This is a genomic window from Paraburkholderia heleia NBRC 101817, assembly GCF_000739775.1.
In the GTDB taxonomy this organism is placed as follows: domain Bacteria; phylum Pseudomonadota; class Gammaproteobacteria; order Burkholderiales; family Burkholderiaceae; genus Paraburkholderia; species Paraburkholderia heleia.
This window is the reverse complement of record NZ_BBJH01000012.1, coordinates 37,373-59,809: the sequence shown is the minus strand read 5'-3', so window position 1 is coordinate 59,809 and position 22,437 is coordinate 37,373. Positions and strand designations below refer to the sequence as shown.

The following is a 22,437-nucleotide window of genomic DNA, read 5'->3' as shown; positions in this document are numbered from 1 at the left end:
TACTGGTCCTAAATGGTGTCTTCCCGAGGCGCAGGCGCGGCGAGGATGACCTCGTCCGCAGGCCGTTGCATTTCGCGTTCGCTCAGGCTTCTGGAGTCGTCCCGTCTGACCGGCTTTGGCTTTCCGCCGACGATCAGGGGTCGCTATTGATCTGCTTTTCTTGGACAGGAAGCCACTCTGCAGTCCTGCAATGGATCTGCATGCAGCGACTACCGCGAAATGACAGTGGAGCGTGAGGTTTCGCTGTTCTATGCCGACCCAGTAGAAATAATATCGAGAAGCAAACAGCGCTCGTTACCGCAAGCGCATGCGGATCAGGAATATTTTCGAATCCGGCATGAATGAGGCTGTCAGTTACTGCACGGCCATGAAGTAACAGATGTGTCCGACGCGCGAAGGGACACCCTGATGGTGCAGGTCAAGGTTGCGGTTCTGGGTCGCAATCTTTCGCCGCGACGTGTCGGGGAAGTGGCGACGACTCGCGTGTGTGGCGGCAGTTACATCGGCCCAGCCTCAACTAGCTGGCACCGGCGACCGAACAGAGCTGGACGTGCAACGAAGTCCCGGATTCTTTTCCCTGCTTGAACCTGGAGTCGTTCGCTGATATCGTGAAGTCAATCGAAATCGTTTTCGAGCGCGTTTTTTCAACTGCTGCTCTGGCTATGCATTACGGGGCTGAGACAGCGCGCATTGGCGACCTGTTGCAATACGTCTACTCAATGGTGATCCTTTTGATTGAACATATCCTGACTGAAAAAGCACCTGTGCCGCGCGGGCATTACGCGCAGGCAACCACGGCAAACGGTTTCGTTTTTGTTTCGGGGCAACTGCCATTCGTCCCGGGCGACAATCCCGTTCTCGCAGAGGGGCTAGACGCGCAGGTTCGGCAGGCGCTATCGAATCTGCGTGAGGTGCTTCTGGCGGCGGGAAGCGATATCGGCATGCTGTTGAGCGTCCAGGTGTACGTTCCTGACATCGCAACCTGGCCCCGCGTCAACGAGATATACCGCGAGTTCATTGGCGACCCGGCCCCGGCCCGCACCGTCGTTCCCTGTGGGCAACTGCACTACGACGCGCAGGTGGAGATCAGTGCGATAGCGCTATGCGGCAACGCCGCAGCGAAGGACGCAGACTCGTAAGCAACACAGTCCCGCGCGGCGTGAGCGTCCCTCCAGCGTTGGCCGATGCCGGAATCGACGCCCAGCGCGGGCCAAACGCCAAAGTGCCGGCACTCACGCCTGAAGCGTGCGTGAGCGTCTGCTTGAACTGGCCTTGCTCTGCGCGGGACTCGCGGTTTGAGCGCGAGGAGGGCCGTCGGAGGCGCGGACGATCAATTCTGGCGCCCAAACTTCCTGGAGATCCTGCGCTGGCTTGCCTGCGAGCCGCTCGAGCAGCATTTCCGCCATCCGCTTGCCCGCGCGGTGCGTTTCGGCCGAAAAGGTCGTGAGCGACGGCTGGACGTAGCGCCCGATCGGATGGTTGTCCCCTCCGATGACGCCGATATCGCGGCCCGGCACGCGCCCGGTCTCCGCAACGCCGCGCATCACGCCCAACGCAATCAGGTCGTGGCCGCACACAATGGCCGTTGGCGGGTCCGCGAGCGCGAGCAGCCGCCGCGCGGCTTCCGCGCCGCCTTCTTCCGATATCGCCGTTTCGACGCAAAGCGACGGGTCGTATTTGACTCGTGCCGCGCGCAATGCTTCCGCATAGCCCTCGTGTTCGAAATGGCTGAACATCAGGTACTCGGGCGCGTGTACGAGCGCGATTCGACGATGGCCCAGCGCGATGAATCGCGCACAGCCCGCACGGCCTACGACGTGGTGATCGATATCGACATACGGGTAATCGCTGGACGTCTCGCTTCTTCCGAAAGCGACAAACGGAATATCGCGTTCGAGCAGGTACGCAATGCGCTCGTCCTGGCGGCGCGTGCGCCCGAAGAGCAGCGCATCGACACGCTGGCGCTCGATGAGGCGCTTGAATACGTCGATTTCCGCTTCCACGCTGCGCGCCGAAGCAACGATGACCTGATAGCCGCTGTTATCCATCGCATCGTTCACGCCCATCAACATGTCGAGAAAGAACGGGTGTGCAAACGATGTCTGCGGCGCCGAGACTACGAAGGCGATCGTGTCGGCCGATTGCCTGCGCAAGCGCCGCGCAGCCGGGTCCGGAGAAAAACCGTGCCGCTCGGCGGCTTCCAGTACGCGCTTGCGAGTCTCGGGGCTGACGTCTTCCCGGCCGTTCAAAGCCTTCGACACCGTGCTGACCGAAAGCTTTAGCGTGGCTGCAAATTCCTGGATGTTCATCCCGGCGATTCTCCTCAAGTCTGCCTTTGGCGACGCTTCGAAAACGATTTTCGACATTCTACGCTGCTCGTCGTGTGGTTATGAACTGGCGATGAGCGTGCGTCGAGAAACGATTTCGAGATTGGCTCGCCGGTAGGGCGAGATTCCGGATCCGTGTTTACCCTTTGATGTGGTGCACGCGAGTACCTCTGGGCCCGCTGATCAGGCCTCCCCGCAAGCCCGTGTGGCGGGGCAAGCAGCGAAATCGCACTATATCCACTGACAAAAACGATTTCGAAGCTAGCTCGACAAGGCTTGAATTTCTCCCTATCCGCTGCTATCTTTTCATCGAAATCGATTTCGAAAGCGTCGCGGAATGTAGCCGCAGGCGAAGCGCCACCGCCAGGCAACAACGGCGTGTCGCCCGCAGAACGACTCGAATCGCAGGACTGGGGCTGTCCAGGTGCAGGGTTCCAACGAGGAGATCATGGTGCAGGCATTGGATTGGTATCGAGCAGCCGCCCCTGCGGAGCGGCGGACGTTTTGGGGATGCTTTTTCGGTTGGGCGCTGGATAGTTTCGACAATCAGGTCCTGGCGTTTCTCCTGCCGACATTGATGGCGGCATGGCACTTTTCAAAGAGCGAAGCGGGATTGATTGCGACGTCGTCCCTGCTTGCCGCAGCGGTCGGTGGCTGGATTTCAGGGATCCTGAGCGATCGTCACGGGCGCGTACGCGTCTTGACGGGATCGATCATCTGGTTCACGGCGTTCAGCGTCCTGGCGGGGCTGACCAACTCGTATCATCAGTTGTTGATCGTGCGCGCGTTGCAGGGCGTGGGGTTCGGTGCCGAATGGGCAGTCGGCGCCGCGTTGATGGCGGAAGCGATCAACCCGAAACATCGCGGAAGAGCGCTCGGCCTCGTGCAAAGCGGGTTCTCCGTGGGTTGGACGCTTGCGGCGATTGTCACAGGGGTGCTTCTCGCGCGGCTGCCTTCCGGAATTGCGTGGCGCTCGGCCTTCTGGATTGGCGTCATTCCTGCGCTGATCGTGCTGGTGATCCGGAGATACATTCCCGAGCCGGAAGTGTTCCGGGAAATGAAAAGGACGACCGGTGGCGCGATCGTCGCGACGTGGCGTTCTTCGTTTCGCAGCGACGTGCGGCGCGCGAGCTTTCTTGCCGCACTCCTCGTGACCGGCCTGCAGGCGAGCAGCTATGCGCTGATGATCTGGCTGCCCACGATGCTGGTCCAGGTGCGCCACCTGCCTGCCTCCACGGTCGCCGTGATGGCGACGATGATGAGTATCGGCTCGTTCATCGGGCAAGTGGGCTTCGCGTACCTTAACGACGCCGTCGGGCGCCGAACCAGTGCGATCGCGGTGTGTCTCTTTTCCTTGTTGCTGACCGGTTGCTATCTGTTCGTACCGTTGGATGCATGGGTGTTGGCGGCGCTAGGGCTACCCGTCGGGATGGGCATCAACGGCGCGTTTGCGGGGCTTGGGCCAATGCTATCGGAACTGTTCCCAACCGAAATCCGCACGACGTGCATGGGCTTTTCATACAACATCGGCAAGTCGCTGGGCGCGCTGAGCGTAGCCGCTGTGGGCGTGGTGGCGGATCGCATAGGCATGGTGGGTTCCATCGCTGTGTTCTCGCTGGTGGGTTACTCCTGCGCGCTGATTGCGTTGGGCTTTCTCCCCGAAACGCGCGGCCTCGATCTCACTCGCGTTACACCTGGCGACGAGTCATACGATCAGGTGAACTTACTGGAACAGGCCGGCTCGAGCCGGCGCTAGCGGTCTGACCTTGCAGGTCGCGCCGTTCGGATCTGAATGTTGAACACTGGAGGCATGCATGAGCAGTGAATCAGGGGCCGAGGTATGGGAGTCCGTATCGGCCGTGGAGTTTTACGATCCGGCGAAAGGGCACGGCTTGCCACATGATCCGTTCAAGGCGATCGTTGCTCCGCGCATGATCGGCTGGATATCGACCCGCTCGGCGAGCGGTCAACCGAATCTCGCGCCGTATAGTTTTTTCGGTGCATTTGCTTCGGTGCCTCCGATCATCGGCTTTTGCAGCGAGGGCCGCAAAGACAGCTTGCGCAATATCGAGCAGACACGCGAGTTCGTGTGGAATCTCGCCACGCGTCCGTTGGCCGAGCGGATGAACCGCACGTCGGCGCCAGTCGCCCCCGATGTCGACGAGTTCGAACTGGCGGAACTGACGCCCGTTGCAGGCCGTAACGTGTCTGTTCCGCATGTGGGCGAGACGCCGGCGGCGTTTGAATGCAGGCTCCTGCAGATCACGCAACTGGGCGATCTGGGTGGGCAGCCGACCGACAACTGGCTGGTTCTCGGCCAGGTAGTGGGTGTGCACATCCAGAAGGCCTATCTGAAGAACGGTCTCTTCGACACGCATGCGGCGCAGTCGGTCATGCGCGCGGGCTATCTCGGCGACTACGCGCAGATTGGCGAGATGTTCCAGATGTACCGCCCGACGATCTAACTACGGCGTGCGGCTCAGTCCGCCGCGCATTCCCCAAATTCCTGACCAGAAACGATCGCGATATTTCGCACCCGAAGCTTGAGTGCGTCCTGTATCGAAATCGTTTTCGATAAAGAGAGCATCATGATTCAGACCGATAACGAAGTGTCCATGATCCGGGAGACCGCACGTCGATTCGTGCGTAACCGGCTCGTCCCTCTAGAGCAGCAAATCGAAGCAGACGATGACGTCAGCATGGAACTGCTCGCGCAACTGCGCTCGGAAGTCGCGGCGCTGGGCCTCTATGGCTTCAACCTTCCGGAAAGTATCGGCGGTCCTGGCCTCTCGGCGGAGGCTAAAGTGGCCATTCTCGAAGAGCTCACGTACACGTCGGTGCCGTTGAGCGAAGTGTTCGGCCATCTGCCTCTGCAACTGAGCCAGGCCAACGCTCGTCAGCGAGACGAACTTCTGCCGGACATTCTCTCGGGCAGAAAAATCGTCACCTATGCGCTGACCGAGCCTAACGCCGGATCGGATCTTGGCGGGCTGCGCACGAGAGCGGAGAAAACGGCGGGAGGGTGGGTGCTCAACGGGAGCAAGCACTTCATCTCGCACGCGGAAACAGCCGATTACATCATCGTTCTCGCTGTCACGGCGCCGTCGGCGCCGCTGAAGAACAAGCTTTCCACGTTCATCGTCAGGCGAGGCAATCCGGGCGTCGTGGGCATGACGCGCTACCGGAAGATGGGTTGGCGCGGATACCACCTCAATGGCTTTACGCTCGAAAACTGCTTCGTTGCCGACGAAGATCTGCTCGGAGAACCGGACGCAGGCTTCCTCGGCATGATGCAGTCGATCAACCAGGATCGGCTGCTTTCCGCGAGCCGCTCGCTGGGTCTGTCCGCACGCGCGCAGTCGATGGCCTGCGAGTACGCACTTGAGCGAAAGGCGTTTGGCGCGAATCTCTCGCAGCATCAGGCGATCCAGTTCATGGTCGCCGACAACGATGTCGAAATCGAAGCGGCGCGCATGCTGATTAAAGCGGCAGCGGAGATGATCGAGGAAAAGGACCCGCGTGCGCACGTCGCAGCGTGCCGCGCGAAGCTGTACGCGAGCGAGATGGGATGCCGCGTCACGGATCGCGTGCTGCAGATCTTCGGCGGCATGGGTTATATGACCGAGCTGCCTATCGAGCGCTTCTACCGTGACGCGCGCGCGTTCCGCATCGGCGAAGGCACATCGGAAATGCAGCGTATCCAGATCGCGCGCGCGGCGTTTGCCACAGCCGGAGGTCGCCATGGCCTTTGACCTGCTCGAATCGGGCAATGACGATCTCGTGGCGCTGTATCACGGAGAACGAACGCTCACGCGTGGTGAACTGGCAATCGCATCGCGCAGGGCGGCGTCGTTTCTGTACGCGCTCGGCATCAGACGCGGCGATACGGTAGCGGTGTGGCTGCCCGACGGCGCCGTTTGGATGCAATTGCTATTCGCATGCGCGCAACTCGGCGCATTGATGATTCCCGTCAGCACGCGATTCAGGCTGCGCGAGGCACAGCACGTCGTGGACATCGCGAACGCACGCGTGCTCGTAGTGCCGCAGCGCTTCCTCGACTTCGACTACGCGGGCGCCGCCAATGAGATCAAGGCGTCGTGCGAGGTGCTGCAGCATGTTGTAGCGGTAGCGCAGTTCGACGTTCCCGATTGGGAGCGGTTCGAGCCATACCCGCGCTGGGAAGGGCGCGACACTGATCTGCTTTGCACCTTCATGACATCGGGCACGACGGGACAGCCCAAGCTTGCCGCCCACACGGCGGGCGCGATTGCACGGCATGCGCGCAACGTCGGCCGGTTCAACGATATGCGCGTGGCGGATGTCGTGCTGTGCGCGCTCCCGCTATACGGCGTGCTGGGCTTCGTACAGGCCGTCGCGGCGCTCGCGTCGGGGGCCGCCTGTGTGCTGCTGCCCGTGTTCAAGGCGGAAGCGGCCGCCGCAGCCATCGAGCGGCACGGCGTGACGCACTTCTTCGGTTCGGACGCGATGTTCGACATGGTGCTCGATGCCCGAGACTACTCGCTGGCTACGTGGCGCAGCGGTGCCTTCGCCGAATATGCGGGCCTTGGCAGCGGCATCATGGCTCGCGCATGGGACGCATGGGGCGTGCGACTGACGGGCCTGTACGGCATGTCCGAATGCTTCGCGATGACGGCGGTTCGCGACCCGGAAGGCGATGCCGGGCAGCGAGGCCTGCCCGGAGGTACACCCGTTTCGCCCGACATCTCGTTTCGTATCGTCGATCCCGTGAGCGGCGCGCCAATGCCTGATCGGCAACAGGGCGAACTGCAGCTGCGCGGCTACAACGTGATGGCCGGCTATCTGAACAACCCCGCGGCGACAGCGAGTGCGTTCACCGCGGATGGGTGGTTCAGGACCGGCGACCTTGCCTGGGCCGAGGGCGGCGCGTTCTGCTACGTGAGCCGCATTCGGGACAGTCTGCGTCTGCGCGGCTATCTCGTCGATCCCGCCGAAATCGAAGACTTCCTTGCGCATCACCCTGGCGTGCTGGCCGCACAGGTCGTCGGGGTGCACGTCGAAGGCGAAGGGGACGTGGCTGTCGCCTTCGTGCGCGGCTCGGCCACCCCGGCAACAGAAGAAGAGCTACTCGCTTATTGCAGGGCGGGGATTGCCGCGTTCAAGGCGCCGCGTCGCGTCCTGACTGTCGACGCATTCCCACAACATGAAGGACCCAACGGCGTAAAGATTCTGAAGAACGTATTGCGGGAAATGGCTTCCGAATGCCTGGGTCTGACTCAACCGTCATCGGTCTAACACAGGACATTGATCATGAAGCAAGCTGAAATTCGTTCGGATATTGCGTGGGCCACGCCGACCAGGGTGGTCGTTCACGGCCTCGATCTGTGTGAGGAGATCGTCGGCAAGATCGACTTCGGGCAAATGGCGTTTCTTCAATTATTCGCACGCCTACCCGAAGCGCACGAATTGCGCGTGTTCAACGCGATGATGGTCATTCTGGTCGAGCACGGCATCACGCCGTCGTCGCTCGCCACACGCATGACCTACGCGGGCGCACCCGAGGCGGTTCAGGCTGCCGTCGCTGCGGGATTGCTGGGACTGGGTTCCGTCTTTGTCGGATCGCTCGACAACGCAGCGCGGCTGCTCCAGGAGTCGCTACCGGACTCCGGTAACGTACCGGACATTGACACGCTCGCGCGACGCATCGTAGAGGACTATCGCGCACGCAAAGAGATCCTGCCGGGCATCGGGCATCCGTTTCATAAGCCCATTGATCCGCGTGCGCCCGCGCTCTTCAGGGTCGCGCGCGAAAACGGATACGACGGCCCGTACATTCGGCTCATGTCGGCGATCGGGAACGAAGCCGAAAAGACGCTCAATCGGTCGTTGCCGGTGAACGTCACGGGCGCGATGGCTGCCGTGGCATCGGAGATGGGCATTCCATGGCGCATTTGTCGCGGACTCGCGGTTTCGGCGCGCGCGGTGGGGCTCGTGGGGCACATCCTCGAGGAAATGCGTCAGCCGCTTGCTACGGCGCTCTATCTGCGTACCGAACATGAGGCGAGTGCGCATCTGGTTCCGGGCGAGTGCGAGGAACAACGATGAGCTCAATCGAAGCGAACGCGCCGCCCTCAACGCAACGCCTGCATGTGCGGCGCGAAGCATTGCGCTTCTGGACGGAAGAGAAGCTCAGGAACGCGGATACCGATCAGTTCAGACACGTCAATAACGCCTCGATTGCAACGTTATTCGAGTCGGCGCGCATGGAAATCTTTGCGCCCCCACCGATTCGCGCGTTGATGGGAGGTGCGAACCTGGCTGTCGTGAGACTGCTGATCGAGTTCGGTGCCGAATTGTACTTCCCTGGACGCGTGTACGTCGGAAGCACGGTCGTGGAAGTGGGAAACACGTCGTTCAGGGTGCGCCAGGGGCTGTTCGACGAGACCCGCGACAATTGCTATGGCGTCGCGGAAGCCGTGTGTGTGCTGATGCACGGCAAAACCGGACGCCCGCATCGAATAGCGCCTGAATTGCGTACGCATCTTTTGCCCAACGGCGTTGGCAAGGAGACGGCTGATGAGTGAGCACAAGGTTCTGTACGAGAGGCGCGGCGAAATCGCCATCGTCACGCTCAACGATCCCGGGCGGCGCAATGCGTTGTCGCGGGAGATCGTACGCGGACTGTCGGGTGCGCTGGATACGGCATTACAGGACGGCGTTCGCGGCGTCGTGATCGCGGCCGCAGGTAACGCGTTTTGCGCTGGCGCGAACATCGACGATTTGCGCAACGGGTGGATGGAATGCCCCGACCCGGACGAAGATCCAGCGGTGTTTTTCAAACGCATTGCCGGCTTCGACCGGCCAATGATCGCCGCGGTCAACGGTGCGGCACTGGGCGGCGGCATGGAACTCACGCTCGCGTGCGATCTTGTCGTGGCGGCCGAGCCGGCGTGGTTTGCGATGCCGGAGCTGGGACATGGCGTGATCCCGAATACGGGTCTTGCGTTGCTCCCTCGCGTGGTCGGCATCCGCAGGGCGTACGAACTGATATTGACCCGTCGGCGTGTCTGGGCACCGGAAGCATTGGCTATGGGCCTCGTCAATCAGGTCATGCCGGCAGACCAGGTGCTCGAAGGGGCATTGTCTCTGGCAGAGCAGATCGTGGAGTCCGTGCCGCCAGGCGCGCTCAAGGCGGCGAAACTGAACCTCTGCGCGCATGCGGCGGTGGATTGGCATCGCGTGCTCGTCTCGCCGCTCGATGTTCCGAAGAAGGAGTGGCAGGAGGGACTCGCGGCCTTCAACGAAAAGCGGGCGCCGGAGTACGCCGGCTTCTGGGACGAGTTCAAGCGAAACGCCGAACAAGGCGCCGGGTGCTGACGAGCAGCGCAGGCAATCGAAGGAGAGAAAAGTGAAGGTGTTGGTATCGGTAAAACGGTCGGTGGACGCGAACGTGAAGATCCGCGTGAAGGCGGATCAATCCGGCGTCGATCTCGCGAACGTCAAGATGTCGATGAACCCGTTCGACGAAATTGCCGTTGAAGAAGCGGTGCGCCTGAAGGAAGCGGGTGTAGCGGACGAAGTCGTTGCCGTTTCATGCGGCGTCGCGAGTTGTCAGGAGACGTTACGTACGGCGCTGGCGATCGGGGCGGACCGGGCAATCCTCGTCGAAACGGAGCAAGACCTGCAGCCGCTCGCGGTCGCGAAACTGCTGAAAGCGATCGCCGACAGGGAGCGGCCGGCGCTCGTGATCCTCGGCAAGCAGGCGATTGACGACGATGCGAACCAGACCGGCCAGATGCTTGCCGCGCTGGCGAGTCTGCCGCAAGCCACGTTCGCCTCGAAGGTCGTCGTTGCCGACGGCAAGGCCATCGTGTCGCGCGAAGTGGACGGCGGCGCTGAAACGCTGGCGCTCACGTTGCCTGCAATCGTCACAACGGACCTGCGTCTGAACGAACCGCGCTACGTCACGCTGCCGAACATCATGAAGGCGAAGAAGAAGCCGCTGGAAACGGTCAAGCCGGAAGACCTGGGCGTTGATGTCTTGCCGCGTTTGAGGACGCTGAAAGTGGCCGAGCCTGCGAAGCGCAACGCGGGCGTGCAGGTTGCGGACGTGAAGACGCTGGTCGAGAAGTTGAAGACCGAAGCCAAGGTGCTGTGAGGAGCGGTGGAAAATGACGATTCTGGTTATTGCTGAACACGACAACACTGCGCTCAAGGCCGCGACATTCAACACGGTGGCCGCAGCGTGCGAGCTTGGCAGGTTCACCGGCGGTGAGGTGCACGTGCTGGTGGCGGGTTGCAACGCACAAGGCGTAGCGCAGCAGGCCGCGAAGATCGCTGGCGTTGCAAGGGTACGGCTCGCGGATGCGCCGCAACTCGAGCCCGGTCTGGCGGAAGACGTCGAGACGACAGTGATTAGTATTGCTAATCAATACACGCATATCGTGGCACCGGCGAACGCGTGGGGAAAGAATGTCACGCCGCGCATCGCCGCAAAGCTCGATGTCGCACAGATCAGCGAAATCACCGCCGTCGCGAGCGCCGACACGTTCGAACGGCCGATCTACGCGGGCAATGCGGTGCTGACCGTGCAGTCGTCGGACGCGATCAAGGTGATTACCGTGCGCGCCACAGCGTTCGACGCGGCGTCGGCCGAAGGCGGTGGCGCGGCGATCGATACCATCGAAGCGCCCGCAGGCAGCGGTCTCTCGCAGTTCATTGGCCGTGAGGTGACGAAGCTCGACCGTCCGGAGCTCACGAGCGCGAAGATCGTTGTCTCAGGCGGCCGTGGTCTTGGCAGCGGCGAAAACTACACGAAGGTTCTGGCACCGCTTGCGGACACGCTCAGTGCCGCACTCGGTGCCTCGCGCGCCGCTGTCGACGCAGGCTTTGTGCCGAACGACTACCAGGTCGGCCAGACCGGGAAGATCGTCGCACCGCAACTGTACGTGGCGGTCGGCATCTCCGGCGCAATTCAGCACCTCGCGGGCATGAAGGACTCGAAGGTGATCGTCGCGATCAACAAGGATGAAGAGGCGCCCATTTTCAGCATCGCGGATTACAGCCTCGTTGGCGATCTGTTCGAGCTTGTCCCTTCGCTTGTCAATGAGCTAAACGGGCGTCACTGAACGCGTGACGCCGATCTTCCAGAAACACCCCGAAAACAGGAGTCAACGAACATGAGCTTTGTTACGGTCAATCCGGCTACCGGAGAAGTCGTCAAGGAGTATCCGCTGCAATCGGACGAGCAGGTCTTTGCCGCGCTGAGCGCAGCGGACAAGCGCTACCGCGAGGACTGGAGGTTCAGACCGGTGGCCGAGCGAGCCGGAATTGTCGCGCGGGCCGCGAAGATCCTGCGCGAGAAGCGCGATGAATACGCGCGCTATCCGACGCTGGAAATGGGCAAGGTCACGCGCTTTAGCTATATGGAAGTGGATCTGGTCGCGGATATCCTCGACTACTACGCGGCAAATGGCGAAAAATTTCTTGCGCCGCAAACCGTACCGGGAGAGCCTGGCGCTTCGCTTCACGCCGAACCCATCGGCGTGCTGCTCGCGATCGAACCCTGGAATTTCCCGTACTATCAGCTGGCTCGCGTCGCCGCGCCTCAACTGATCGCGGGCAACGTCGTGCTGATGAAGCATGCGGAAAACGTGCCGCAGTGCGCGCTCGCGTTCGCGCGGCTCTTCGAGGAGGCGGGCGCGCCGGAAGGCGTGTACACGAATCTCTTTTGCAGCGTCGATCAGGTCGCACGGCTAATTGAGGATTTCCGCGTGCGCGGTGTCGCGCTCACGGGCAGCGAGCGCGCAGGCGTCTCCGTTGGGGAGCGCGCGGGACGTAATCTCAAGAAAGTGATCCTCGAACTGGGCGGCAGCGATCCTGCGCTGATTCTCGAAGGCGCGTCTCTCGACCTCGCGGTCGAGCAGTGCGTAATGGGCCGCACGTTCAACTCGGGGCAGGGTTGCGTCAACATCAAGCGGGTCATCGTGGTGGGCAAGGCGCGCGGCGAGGCAATGCTGGCCGCGTTAGCGGAGCGGTTTGCCGCGCTGAAGGTTGGCGACCCCACCGACGAGGCGACCGTGCTCGGCCCGCTCGTCAGCGAACGTGCGCTGCAAGGCTTGCTCAGGCAGATCGACGACGCAAAGGCCGCGGGCGCGCGAATCGTGCATGGCGGCAATCGCGTTGCACGCCCCGGTTTCTATCTCGAACCGACGATCGTCACTGAGATTGCCAAAGACAATCCGCTCTATCAACAAGAGGCATTCGGCCCGGTGCTGTCCTTTTACGTGGTGGACAGTGAGCAGGAGGCCATCGAACTGGCGAACGACAGCAAGTACGGGCTGGGCGCCTTCGTCTTCGATGCGGACGTCGAGCACGCCAAACAGGTCGCGTCGCGTCTGGAGGCCGGCATGGTGTACATCAATTCCTGCTTTGCCGACTCGCCCGGATTGCCTTTCGGCGGCGTCAAGAATTCCGGTTTTGGACGTGAATTGTCGGAACTGGGCATCGGCGAATTCCTCAATCGCAAACTGGTACGCGTCGCTGATGCTGTATGAGGCGACACGAACCGCGAAACCATCAATCAGGAAGACGAATCATGCAGTATCGACAAGGTGGCTGCCTGTGCGGCGCGGTGCGTTACGTGTTGAAGGCCGAGCCGCATGCAGCCGCGATCTGCCATTGCAGGCATTGCCAAAAGCAAAGCGGGAGTCTCTTCTCTTTCAACCTGTTTGTGAGCGAAGCCGACTATGAGCAACGCGGTGAGACGATGGTCTTCGAAGACAGGGGCGACAGTGGGCAGCCGTCGTATCGCCATTTTTGCGGGCAATGCGGGTCTCCCATCATCACGAAGGTTGCGGTGATGCCGGGGCAGGTGATCGTGAAGGCGGGCACGCTCGACAGCGTGGAGGATCTGCCGGCTCCGCAAACGGAGATCTATACCGACAGTGCCGTGAAATGGTTCAAGCCGTTCGCTGGCGCGAGGCGCTTTCCCCAAAGCCCCTGATTGCCGCCTGGCCGCCGATATCAACTTCCGGTATAGACGGGCGGCCGCCGCCCCAGAAAGGCGGCGACGCCTTCGTGGGAATCGTGTGTCAACAGGAGTTCCCGCTGCAGTGTTGATTCGAGGAGGAGGCCGTCTGCCAGCGCGAGTTCACTGCTCGCGAGGATGGCGCGGCGCGCGGCAAGAACGGCGAGCGGACCGTTCGCGACAATCCGTCGGGCTATCGCGAGCGCGCTTCGCTCCAGTTCCTCCTTCGATACCAACTCGGTGACGAGCCCATGGTCGAGCGCATAGTTCGCGTCGAACGTTTCGCCTGTGAGGATCATCCTCATGGCGACCCCGAGGCCTGCGATCTTCGCGAGCCGCTGCGTGCCCCCGCCCCCGGGGAGGATGCCGAGCCGGGTTTCGGGCAAGGCGAAACGTGAGTCGAACGTGGCGATGCGAATGTCGCAGGCGAGAGCCAATTCCAGTCCACCGGCGACGCAGAATCCATCGATGGCGGCAATCGTCGGCTTGGCGACATCATGTGCCCCAGTGAGTCCGCCAAAGCTGACAGTCGTTGTCTGCGCATCACATGCAGCGATCTCACGCCGGTATGGCAAGTAGTCGCCGATGTCGGCACCTGTGCAAAAGGCGCGTCCTCCGCTCCCGGAAAGAATGGCGACCTTTAGCTGCGAGTCTTCGTTGAAGCGCTGGAACGCACTGGCGAGCGCGCGGTCGTGCTCGACATCGAGCGCATTGTGCCGATCGGGACGATTGACGACAATGTGGGCGATGGTCTGGTCGATGATCTGGAAATCGATGGACATGAATTCTCCGTTGACGTCAGCATCGCCATCATTGCGGGCAGGATCGGGAGTCGACGCGGATTGCGTGGGCGGCCACCCGGCAAAGTGATGGCCGGATTGGCTCGAAAACGATTTCGTTCAAAGATATCGAACTACCGAAATTAAGTCAATCAACTTCGATACAGTACGGTGTAAAGCGGTTTCACGACATACAGATCTATCGCCTTCACGTTGGAAACCATCGCCTCAGCGGTGTTCTTTTTTAAGGATCGATCGACCTGTCCAGTAACGCTAGTGGGGTTGCTTCAACGATGTGCATTTCAGTTTCGCCCTGTATTTCGTAGTACGGTTCAATTTTCAGGACATTGTTACGAGAGTTGCCTGGGAGCGTAATAGGGATACTCCACAACGGAACTGCCAAAGGTACTCGAAGAAGGGTTCGTTGTGCGGCGGCCGGGAACGGGGAGGCTGTCCGCTCGCGCGTGATACTTCGTTAAGTTTGCCGGGAGGCATGTGTGCCCATCTCAAACATGTACCTGACTTGAAACCCGCGCCATGGCGCCGTTGCCTTCTTCGTGCCGTGTCGGTGCGTTGTCAAAGCCATTTTCAGATGTCGGGGTCCCGGCTAAATACAGATGTCGGGGTTGAGGTTGGTTCTGGGTGTGGTTGTTTTGCAGTCCTTTATATCTATCTGGAGGGGGTTTTTAGCACCGAGCCTCCCGGGTTGCGGTGAGTCCCCATTACCGCCGCATTCAAGTCCTCGAGCGTCACTTCGCGCTGCTTCCGTGCGCCAGGCAATGGTTTCGGTTTGCGTACCGCGGCGCCGCGATTGGTGCGGGATGGCGAGCCTGATACGCGACGGTTATCGCGTTGCGCCTGCAGCGCCTGGGCGACGCGCAGCGCATGGCCGAGCCGCTTGTGCTCGATCACGGCGCCCTGGTCGATTTCCGAGAGCTTGTCATAGGGGATACAGGGCAGTGCTGCACCACCGGCCCGCAGCTCGATGCGACCGTCCGGATACTCCCATACCTCGATGTAGCGGCCGATCAGCCGGCGGGTTGCCGGTGTGTCCTTTAGCAGCCAGATCACGCGGTCGTTCAGCAGCGTGAGTGAATCCGATACCTTGCGCTGTACCCGCCAGGTCAGGATTGCGTCGAGATCCTCGTCCGCACGCAGCGGCCGGTGTGCATCGAACCGGCTTCTGGGCGGCTTCGCGAAGCGGGCGTTGTAGGCCGCCATGAAGGCCGGGGCCCAGTCGTTCGCTTCGTCCAGCGTGCTGATGCCGCGCAGGCGCAGTTCCTTCACGCGGCGATCCTGCAGCGTCAGGTTGGCGCGCTCCACGCGGCCCTTGGCGGGGCTTGAGTTCGCGCAGAACGTGTCGATATTGAGCTCATACATCGCCCGGCCGAACTGGGTGACACCTTTGCCTGCAGTCTCGGCGCGGCGCTTCACGTAAAAGACGCTCGCCTTGTCGCTGTAGAACGCCACCGGTTTGCCGTGGCGCTCCAGATACGAGCGCGTGGCCTCGAAATAGCTGAACGTCGATTCGGTCTGCGTGAAATGCAGGTGCATCAGCCGGCTCGTCGCGTCGTCCACGTACACCAGCAGGGTGCAGGCCGGCGCCCGGTCCTCGAACCAGCGGTGGTCGCTGCCGTCGATCTGCACCAGCTCGCCGAAACATGCACGCCGTGCGCGCGGCTGGTAGACCTTCGGTGGACGCTGTTTGCGCGGCACCCACAGGCCGGCCTGGGTCATCAGTTGGCGCACCGTTTCCTTGCACAGCCGGATGCCGTGGCATTCGTCCAGCTTCTCGCGGGCCAGCGTCGGCCCGAAATCGGCGTAGCGCTCGCGGATGATCATCAGGGCGCGCAACGCCAGGCCTTCGTCGAGCTTGCGGTTACCTGGCTGACCGCGCCGGCCCGAGGCCACGCCAGACGGCCCGTGCTCCCGGTACCGGATCACCAGCCGTTCGATCTGACGTGCTGTCAGACCCAGCCGTTCGGCGGCACGGCCGGGCTTGAGGCCCGTCTCAACGATGGCCTGTATGACCTTCAGTCTGTCCAGTTCGCGCATGCTCAAACTCACCAGCGTCGTGTCCGGCTTCATGGCAGGCCCCGTAGCGGTTGCAGCAGTCTGCCAGCTTGCCAGCGCTCAAAAACACGACATCTGTAAATAGCCAGAACACGACATTAGGACGTAGCCCCCACATGCGTGCTTCGGATAAGAAGGCTTATCTTCATGACGATATTTGGCGACGTATTTGCGTGTAGAACCGAGCCTGCCCGGTGTCCCGGTTGCCAGCAATGTTCGCTTGAGTTGATTCTGGCGGGCGATGGAGGAGGCACATCGTGCCGGCAAGCTGCGTGCGATTGGCCTGAGCAATTTCCAGCCCGATCGTCTAATGGATATTGCAGCCTTCAACGACGTGAAGCCGGCCGTCAACCAGATTGAGGTCAACCCTTTCCACCAGCAGGCTGAAAGCGTCGATTTCATGCGCGAACTCGGCGTTCAGCCGGAGGCCTGGGCTCCCTTCGCAGAGGGTCGCAATAACCTGTTCGGGAACGGGTAGCTGGTGGCAATAGCGCAGCGTTACGGCAAGACCATAGGGCAGGTCGTCCTGCGATGGCTAGTCCAGCGCGGCATCGTCGCACTCGCAAAGTCCGTGCGCAGGGAGCGGATGCTGGAAAATACGGCTGTCATCGATTTCGAGCTTTCGGAAGAAGACGTCCAGGCAATCGCCACGCTGGAGACCGGCAGGAGCAGCTTCTTCTCCCATCGCGATCCGGCGATCGTGAAGTGGATGAGCGAACGAAAGCTTGGTCTCTGACACGCAACCGGAGCTTCCGCAGCCCTGGCGAGTGTGCCGCGCGGACTCGCGCCCGGAGGGGCGCACACGACGTTCGGCCGCTTGCCTGTGCGATGGGCGCGAGCCATTGACGACGGGACTGGCGGGATCGAGTTCGGTTCCGGTCGATGCCTCGGGAGAAGTCATGCCTTATCTTTCAAACAGCGAACGGACCGCGCGTTCGAACACCGCGTCGAGCCGCTCTGGCAACTCAACGGCCGAACCGTGGTCGAGACAATGTCCGTGTCTGGTATGTCGTCAACTGGGTTTCTGTAGAGCGCCCGCGATAGTTAAACTTAGGAATCCTAAAGAAAATTAGCGTAAATCGTAACAACGTCGGTTTCGAAGCCGCTGGCTGTCGACGATGCCTTCCAGTCAGGGACACACGCGCACAGAGTCACACCCTGTGTAGCCACGAGTTAAGGTCCACCCCACTGTACGCCAGCTCAGGGCCTCGCAGACGAGTTGGGACTATTCCCCGGAACGGCGAGCGCGAACATCACCGCGATCGTCCTCACGCTGGCACACACCGTGGCAGTTTGTCCGCGATCTTCAGGTCTCTACCCCGTCAATATCCGGTCCTGCCGGTCGGCGACTTTATGTGCTGCACGGGTCGCCGGGTAAGAAGGCTTCTCCAGAGACGGCTGGGTCGCCGTCAGTCACCATTACATGATGAACTGGGCCACGCTATGGTGCGATATCGGCGTGGGTCTGCTTGTGACCGGCGCGCTCTCCGCCTGGGTGCCATCGACCTACTTGGCGGCGGCCTCTCTTCCTGGTCGAGCTATCCTGTACTCGCGATGGTGTGGGGCGCACTGATCGGACCGCTCATCGTCGTTGCGTCGTTCACCTGCTCGTTCGGCAACGCCGCTCGCTGCCGTGCTGTGGCATGGCGGCATCGGGTTCTGGGGTGTCGTGTCCTTCATTTTTTTAGATATACTTATTTCCGGCCATCCAAAACATTTACCGAAACTACCACGGTGGGAAGATGAGCCTGTGCAGGGTGGCCGTTCTCTACCCGTCCAAGGTCGTCGCCGCGCTCGGCGTCGAACGGCTTTCCCGCTTATGCGGCTGAATTCCTGCACAAGGTCGCGCGGTTGTTTCCGCTACAACGATTCACCTCAATTACACGGCGGTACTGAATATCGTTTTCGCTTGCGTTTTTGTAGTACTCGCCGTCGTGTTCTGCAGGTCAGGCGGCTCCGGCATGCTGCGTATGATGAATGGCGCGCACGAGGCAACGTCGTCTGGACGGCATCGCCGCTCCGACATGGATTCGTGCCAACGTCGTCAATGACAGGAATTCAATCCACGCAAGCACCACGCCTGCCGCTACAACAAGCCGGCGCGTACCGCCGCTGCCTGGATTGAGCCGCGAACCAACGTTCGCGTGGTGCCAGACACGCCAGACTGAAGGATAGCCAGTCGCAGCATGGTGCCCCGACGCTGTCATACGGAACCAGCTAAGGTCTCTTGGGCGATTGTGTGCCTGATATCAGGAGCCAAGACAAGCAGTCGAAGCTGCGCCGCTGGTACGCCAGATAGTTCGTCGCCGTCCTGTGCCTCAGCTCGCAGGAAGCGATTGTTGCAGGCTGATGAGATTCTGGGGAACTACGCGGATGAGCCCTCCGCGAGGACTGTCGATGTCTGCGATGAGTGAAAGCGAGAGCGAGACCGTGACTGGCAGCACGAACAGCAGGACGCGCCGCCCGGACTGGCCGCGCACGCCGTATCCTTGCATGAGGTTGCTGAAGAAAGCGATCGCGATCATTAGCGTCCACGCGGAAACAGGAATGCGATTGAGCCAAGCAGCCTGCGTGTAGCCCTGGGTGTTGATGACGTCGTTCATTCCGGCAACAGTGAGTGCGGTAATCGGGGTGGGTTGCGCGATCGCCGCTTCCCGCACGTGGGCCCATAACTGGGCCTGAAGCGCGGCGGTCTTCCCGTTAATGATTTCCAGTTCGTGGGCTTCGCGCGTCTTGTAGTACTCAATACGCAGTTGTACGTAGTCCCGCAGCAGCGCTTTGACCTTCGCCGCCCGGGGTTCGCCGAGCAGTTCGACCCGCAGGTACTGGGTGCCAATTGCGTTCGCTTCCTCTTCCTCATAATTTTTCCGCTGATCGTAACGGCCCACCGCCATCGAGAGGGTGAATCCAATCAGGAGTGCAAGCAGCGTGAGCGTCGCTCCCTGCACAACGTTATAGTTGTCGCGCGCGTCGTCCGAAAGCGGCGCAATGCGTTGCAGGGTGATTGCACCGAGCGCTGCCGCAACAGGTAGCAGGACAATCAGCGCGAAGAAGAGGTACGCGGGATGGTGTATTAGTTGTGCCATCATGAATCCTTTGAGTTAATCTCCAGCGCGCCAGGTGGATACGCACGGAAGCCGCAGATTTCGGTTTCGAGGGCTAAGGGGCGCGATACAGACGCAGGATAAACGCAAGCTTTGCAATGTGCGTTGGCGATGCACCAGCCACGCTGGTCGTCTGGCGCGTCGAGGCGTCGCGCGTGTTTGCCCGGCGGGTGAGCCAGCAACCCCTTTCCGGAGGAAGATTCAGACCTGAGTGACCTGCGCAAGCGGTTGAATTTGTAGAGCGTGTGACTTCTGGACTATCGGTCGCCTGAGGTTCAGCGTATTCATGTGCTATGCCTGGCATGTGGCCCAACCCCGGCCGATGGCGAACGCACCAAGACAAACCAGTAGAGTCCAACGACCTTGCATATTGATGAAGGCCGCTCCCAAGTATGGAGCAGACCTTTGGCCTGTTTCGTGCGTGCGATACTGTCGCATCAACCTCCCCGTGAGGATGCGATGGTCGATATGCAACCACTCCTGACCTGCATGGCCTTTCTGGCGGTTGCGCTGCTTTACGCGAGCACTGGGCAGGCTGGCGCTTCCGGATACATCGCCATAATGGCGCTGGTGGGATACGAGCCCGACAGCATCCGGCCAACTGCGCTCGTCCTGAATATTCTGGTATCCCTGGTCGTAAGCTGGCGCTTCATCCGAGACCGGCATTTCAACTGGCAGTCATTCTGGCCGTTTGCCTTGCCGGCCATCCCCATGGCGTTGTTAGGTGGCTATATAACGCTCGAAAAAGCGTGGTTTGAATATCTGCTCGGCGCACTGCTGCTTAGCGCCGGAACGCTGTCACTGGTGCGAAAGCCAATGGACGACCAGGGTGTGCGACCACCACGCAGACCCGTAGCGCTGGCTTGCGGGGCGATTATCGGCTTCGCTTCGGGGCTGACCGGAGTTGGTGGCGGCGTCCTGATAACACCGCTCCTGATCTTTTGCCGCTGGTCAACCATGCGAGCGGCTGCGTCCGTCTCCGCGCTGTTCATTCTCTGCAATTCGATAGCGGCGCTGGCCGGCAACTGGAGTGCCACAAATCGCCTTCCACAGGGAATTGGTCGGCTGGCGTTAATGGTGGTCATAGGAAGCTGGCTGGGAGCACAGCTCGGCAGCCGTTGGCTATCGACTCGCCAGATTCGTGTCTTGCTTGGCATTGTCTTGATCGTCGCCAGTTTGAAGCTGCTACTGCCCATGTGAATCGCTGCAACTGATCGGGCTTCTTCGCGGGCGAGTAAAATGACGGACACAAGCAACGCGTCAATAGACAGCCTTTTCGCGGATGCTTACCCGGAGGTGTCAAGGTCCGCGCGGTGATCGACGTGGGACGTCGATTCGATCCGGTTGCGACCTCGCTGCTTTGCGAGATACATCAGTCTGTCTGCTTCCTTCAATGCATCGGAAGGAGTAGCACTGTCAAGCGGCCAGATCGTTACTCCCACAGATATCGTCAGCTTTCCGAATGGTGCAGTGGAGGCCTGCTCGACACATTGACGAAGGCGTTCCGCGATAGCCCTCGCCGCCTTGATCGACGTACCGGGCAAAATGACCAGGAATTCTTCACCCCCGACGCGGCAGGCGATGTCGTCGTGCCGTAAGCTCTCGCGAATCAGGCCGCCCAGCCTGATCAGTGCAACGTCGCCGACGTCGTGCCCGTGCGCGTCGTTGATACTTTTGAAGTGGTCGATATCAATTGCCAGCACCGAGAATGACTGGGCTTTTGCTTCCAGCAAGCGGAGCACGTCGTCAAGCGCACGCCGATTGAATAGATCCGTAAGTGGATCAGTCTGTGCGGCAATGCTCAGCCGATTCAACGTGTCCTGCGTATGGGCAATGCCGGCGAGTAGCGCATGTTTGATATTTTCCGCCTCAAAGTACCAGGCATCAATATCCCTGACGCGCTCCAGTAGCGCGGCGGAGGGAGCAGCATTCGAGTTTTCTGCAAGCGCCTTAAGCGGACGGGTGATTCTTGAGGAAAACCACCAGATTGCGACCAGCCCAAGGAAGCCAATCGGAGCTGAACTCAGAAGTGTCTTGAAAACCAGCTCATCGAGTGGCGCAATGGCGGCGTCAAGTGGCAATTCGACGACAACCCCCCAGTTCGAAGCCGGAATCGATGCGAATCCCGAAACCATTTCGATTCCTTCGGAGTTCGAAATAATCATGGCGCCGCTTTCTCCGGTGAGTACATCATCAACGACCTCGTTCCTTCCCAACTTGGTTCCAAGCCTCGTCCGATCGGGAGCGTACAGCAGACGCCGGTTCGCGTCGAAAATATATACGCGCGCTTCGTTCCGGTAAAAGTGACGTGCTATTAGCGTGTGAAGAACCCCCGCCTCGTGGAGGTAGATGGAACCGCCCACAAATCCAAGATATTTTTTGCGCTGCGATATGATCGGAAACGAGACAAGCACAATGAGGTTTCCGATGGTCGAATGGATGGCCTGACTGACAAGCGGTTGACGTACAGCGAGAGCTTGCTTCGCACCCGGCGAAGTGACTAGTGAACCGCCTAATTCGAGTGTCTCGGGAACTGCGTCCATGACGCGTCCGTATTCATCGACAATCGCTACAGAGTTGAACGCCATGTCCTGTGCCTGTAACCTCTCTGCCTCGGCATGGCGAAGCACCGCGTCGCCGAAATTATCGGCCAGCAGCCCGGAGCTATAAGCTAGGCGGCGCTGCGCGTCGCGAAGGAAGCCATCGATGCCCGACGCAACTTTCGCCGCGTATGCGCGATTCGAATCGAGCGCGTTTCTTATGAGGACGTCCCGTTGCACGTGCCTGGCGGCAAGCAGACTATTGGCTAACGTGCCGAACGCAGTGAGGAGGGTGAGTCCCACGATCAAGCGACGCAGGTCGAGCTTGGGCAAGCGTGGCTGGTGCATGTGTGGTGGTCTCCACAGATCGACCCGCGGTCTTTGTATGCAGGATCAGGTGTTCCGCATGGATGCCGTAGGAGACTAACCCAAAAATGCTTTCCGGTACCATTTTGCGGCGCATCATTATGCCCCTTATTTCTGCCATTCATGGTCATGGGTGCAGCAACCCTCGTGACAATTCCTTCTGCACGCGACCCAGGCGAGCGAAGTGAAAATGCCACGGGCCGTGATTGCTGTGCTCTGGAAGGGCGCGCTAGCCACCAG

At 60.8% G+C, this 22,437-nt stretch carries 18 protein-coding genes and 1 pseudogene; 14 read left to right on the top strand and 5 right to left on the bottom strand.

Translation table 11 applies throughout. The features are described 5' to 3' along the window. Positions 1-581: 581 nt before the first annotated feature. Positions 582-1,139, top strand: coding sequence for a RidA family protein (locus BHE01S_RS12335; protein WP_322787297.1), 558 nt, complete (start codon positions 582-584; stop codon positions 1,137-1,139). 93 nt (positions 1,140-1,232) lie between these two features. Here the strand turns inward: BHE01S_RS12335 and BHE01S_RS12330 are convergent, their stop codons facing one another. Next, complete coding sequence (locus BHE01S_RS12330; RefSeq protein ID WP_042264243.1) at positions 1,233-2,309, bottom strand: LacI family DNA-binding transcriptional regulator; 1,077 nt, start codon at positions 2,307-2,309, stop codon at positions 1,233-1,235. A gap of 466 nt (positions 2,310-2,775) precedes the next feature. Between BHE01S_RS12330 and BHE01S_RS12325 the strand changes: the two genes are divergently transcribed. The 11 genes from BHE01S_RS12325 (at position 2,776) to BHE01S_RS12275 (ending at position 13,311) form a co-directional block, all read left to right on the top strand. Continuing rightward, positions 2,776-4,083 carry an MFS transporter gene (locus BHE01S_RS12325; RefSeq protein WP_042264552.1) on the top strand — a complete coding sequence of 436 codons (1,308 nt, stop codon included), beginning with the start codon at positions 2,776-2,778 and terminating at the stop codon, positions 4,081-4,083. A 58-nt stretch (positions 4,084-4,141) separates the two neighbouring features. Continuing rightward, on the top strand, positions 4,142-4,792 hold the full coding sequence (locus BHE01S_RS12320) for a flavin reductase family protein (protein WP_042264241.1): 651 nt from the start codon (positions 4,142-4,144) through the stop codon (positions 4,790-4,792). Between the two features lie 123 nt (positions 4,793-4,915). Further along, positions 4,916-6,079: an acyl-CoA dehydrogenase family protein gene (locus BHE01S_RS12315; RefSeq protein WP_042264239.1), complete on the top strand. Its 1,164-nt coding sequence runs from the start codon at positions 4,916-4,918 to the stop codon at positions 6,077-6,079. After that, positions 6,069-7,601, top strand: a complete 1,533-nt coding sequence (locus tag BHE01S_RS12310; protein ID WP_042264237.1) for an AMP-binding protein — start codon at positions 6,069-6,071, stop codon at positions 7,599-7,601. Before BHE01S_RS12315 ends, BHE01S_RS12310 begins: the two co-directional genes overlap by 11 nt. Positions 7,602-7,616: 15 nt before the next feature. Next, a complete protein-coding gene (locus BHE01S_RS12305) occupies positions 7,617-8,411 on the top strand; it encodes a citryl-CoA lyase (protein WP_042264236.1) in 795 nt (264 codons plus the stop codon). Next, on the top strand, positions 8,393-8,890 hold the full coding sequence (locus tag BHE01S_RS12300) for an acyl-CoA thioesterase (protein WP_245639719.1): 498 nt from the start codon (positions 8,393-8,395) through the stop codon (positions 8,888-8,890). Before BHE01S_RS12305 ends, BHE01S_RS12300 begins: the two co-directional genes overlap by 19 nt. Further along, complete coding sequence (locus BHE01S_RS12295; protein ID WP_042264234.1) at positions 8,883-9,683, top strand: enoyl-CoA hydratase/isomerase family protein; 801 nt, start codon at positions 8,883-8,885, stop codon at positions 9,681-9,683. Before BHE01S_RS12300 ends, BHE01S_RS12295 begins: the two co-directional genes overlap by 8 nt. Positions 9,684-9,714: 31 nt before the next feature. Then, positions 9,715-10,464 (top strand): electron transfer flavoprotein subunit beta/FixA family protein, encoded by a 750-nt coding sequence (locus BHE01S_RS12290; RefSeq protein WP_042264233.1) that lies wholly within the window; start codon positions 9,715-9,717, stop codon positions 10,462-10,464. A gap of 13 nt (positions 10,465-10,477) precedes the next feature. After that, positions 10,478-11,434: an electron transfer flavoprotein subunit alpha/FixB family protein gene (locus tag BHE01S_RS12285; RefSeq protein WP_042264230.1), complete on the top strand. Its 957-nt coding sequence runs from the start codon at positions 10,478-10,480 to the stop codon at positions 11,432-11,434. A 51-nt stretch (positions 11,435-11,485) separates the two neighbouring features. Further along, positions 11,486-12,862, top strand: coding sequence for an NAD-dependent succinate-semialdehyde dehydrogenase (locus BHE01S_RS12280; RefSeq protein ID WP_042264228.1), 1,377 nt, complete (start codon positions 11,486-11,488; stop codon positions 12,860-12,862). A gap of 41 nt (positions 12,863-12,903) precedes the next feature. After that, complete coding sequence (locus BHE01S_RS12275; protein ID WP_052405866.1) at positions 12,904-13,311, top strand: GFA family protein; 408 nt, start codon at positions 12,904-12,906, stop codon at positions 13,309-13,311. Positions 13,312-13,331: 20 nt separating this feature from the next. Here the strand turns inward: BHE01S_RS12275 and BHE01S_RS12270 are convergent, their stop codons facing one another. Together BHE01S_RS12270 and BHE01S_RS12265 are read right to left on the bottom strand one after the other, a co-directional pair. Continuing rightward, positions 13,332-14,117 (bottom strand): enoyl-CoA hydratase/isomerase family protein, encoded by a 786-nt coding sequence (locus tag BHE01S_RS12270; protein WP_042264227.1) that lies wholly within the window; start codon positions 14,115-14,117, stop codon positions 13,332-13,334. Between the two features lie 666 nt (positions 14,118-14,783). Continuing rightward, on the bottom strand, positions 14,784-16,202 hold the full coding sequence (locus tag BHE01S_RS12265) for an ISNCY family transposase (protein WP_157025330.1): 1,419 nt from the start codon (positions 16,200-16,202) through the stop codon (positions 14,784-14,786). 217 nt (positions 16,203-16,419) lie between these two features. Between BHE01S_RS12265 and BHE01S_RS12260 the strand changes: the two are divergent. Then, positions 16,420-16,923: pseudogene (locus tag BHE01S_RS12260) on the top strand (aldo/keto reductase); the annotation flags it as partial. A gap of 1,582 nt (positions 16,924-18,505) precedes the next feature. Here BHE01S_RS12260 and BHE01S_RS12255 read toward each other — a convergent pair. Further along, a complete protein-coding gene (locus tag BHE01S_RS12255; RefSeq protein ID WP_322787296.1) occupies positions 18,506-19,276 on the bottom strand; it encodes a bestrophin-like domain in 771 nt (256 codons plus the stop codon). Positions 19,277-19,750: 474 nt separating this feature from the next. On the opposite strand from BHE01S_RS12255, the gene BHE01S_RS12250 reads away from it, so the two are divergent. Beyond that, complete coding sequence (locus BHE01S_RS12250) at positions 19,751-20,491, top strand: sulfite exporter TauE/SafE family protein (RefSeq protein ID WP_042264223.1); 741 nt, start codon at positions 19,751-19,753, stop codon at positions 20,489-20,491. 86 nt (positions 20,492-20,577) lie between these two features. Here BHE01S_RS12250 and BHE01S_RS12245 read toward each other — a convergent pair whose 3' ends face one another. Next, positions 20,578-22,164, bottom strand: a complete 1,587-nt coding sequence (locus BHE01S_RS12245; RefSeq protein ID WP_167337681.1) for a sensor domain-containing diguanylate cyclase — start codon at positions 22,162-22,164, stop codon at positions 20,578-20,580. Positions 22,165-22,437: the final 273 nt, after the last annotated feature.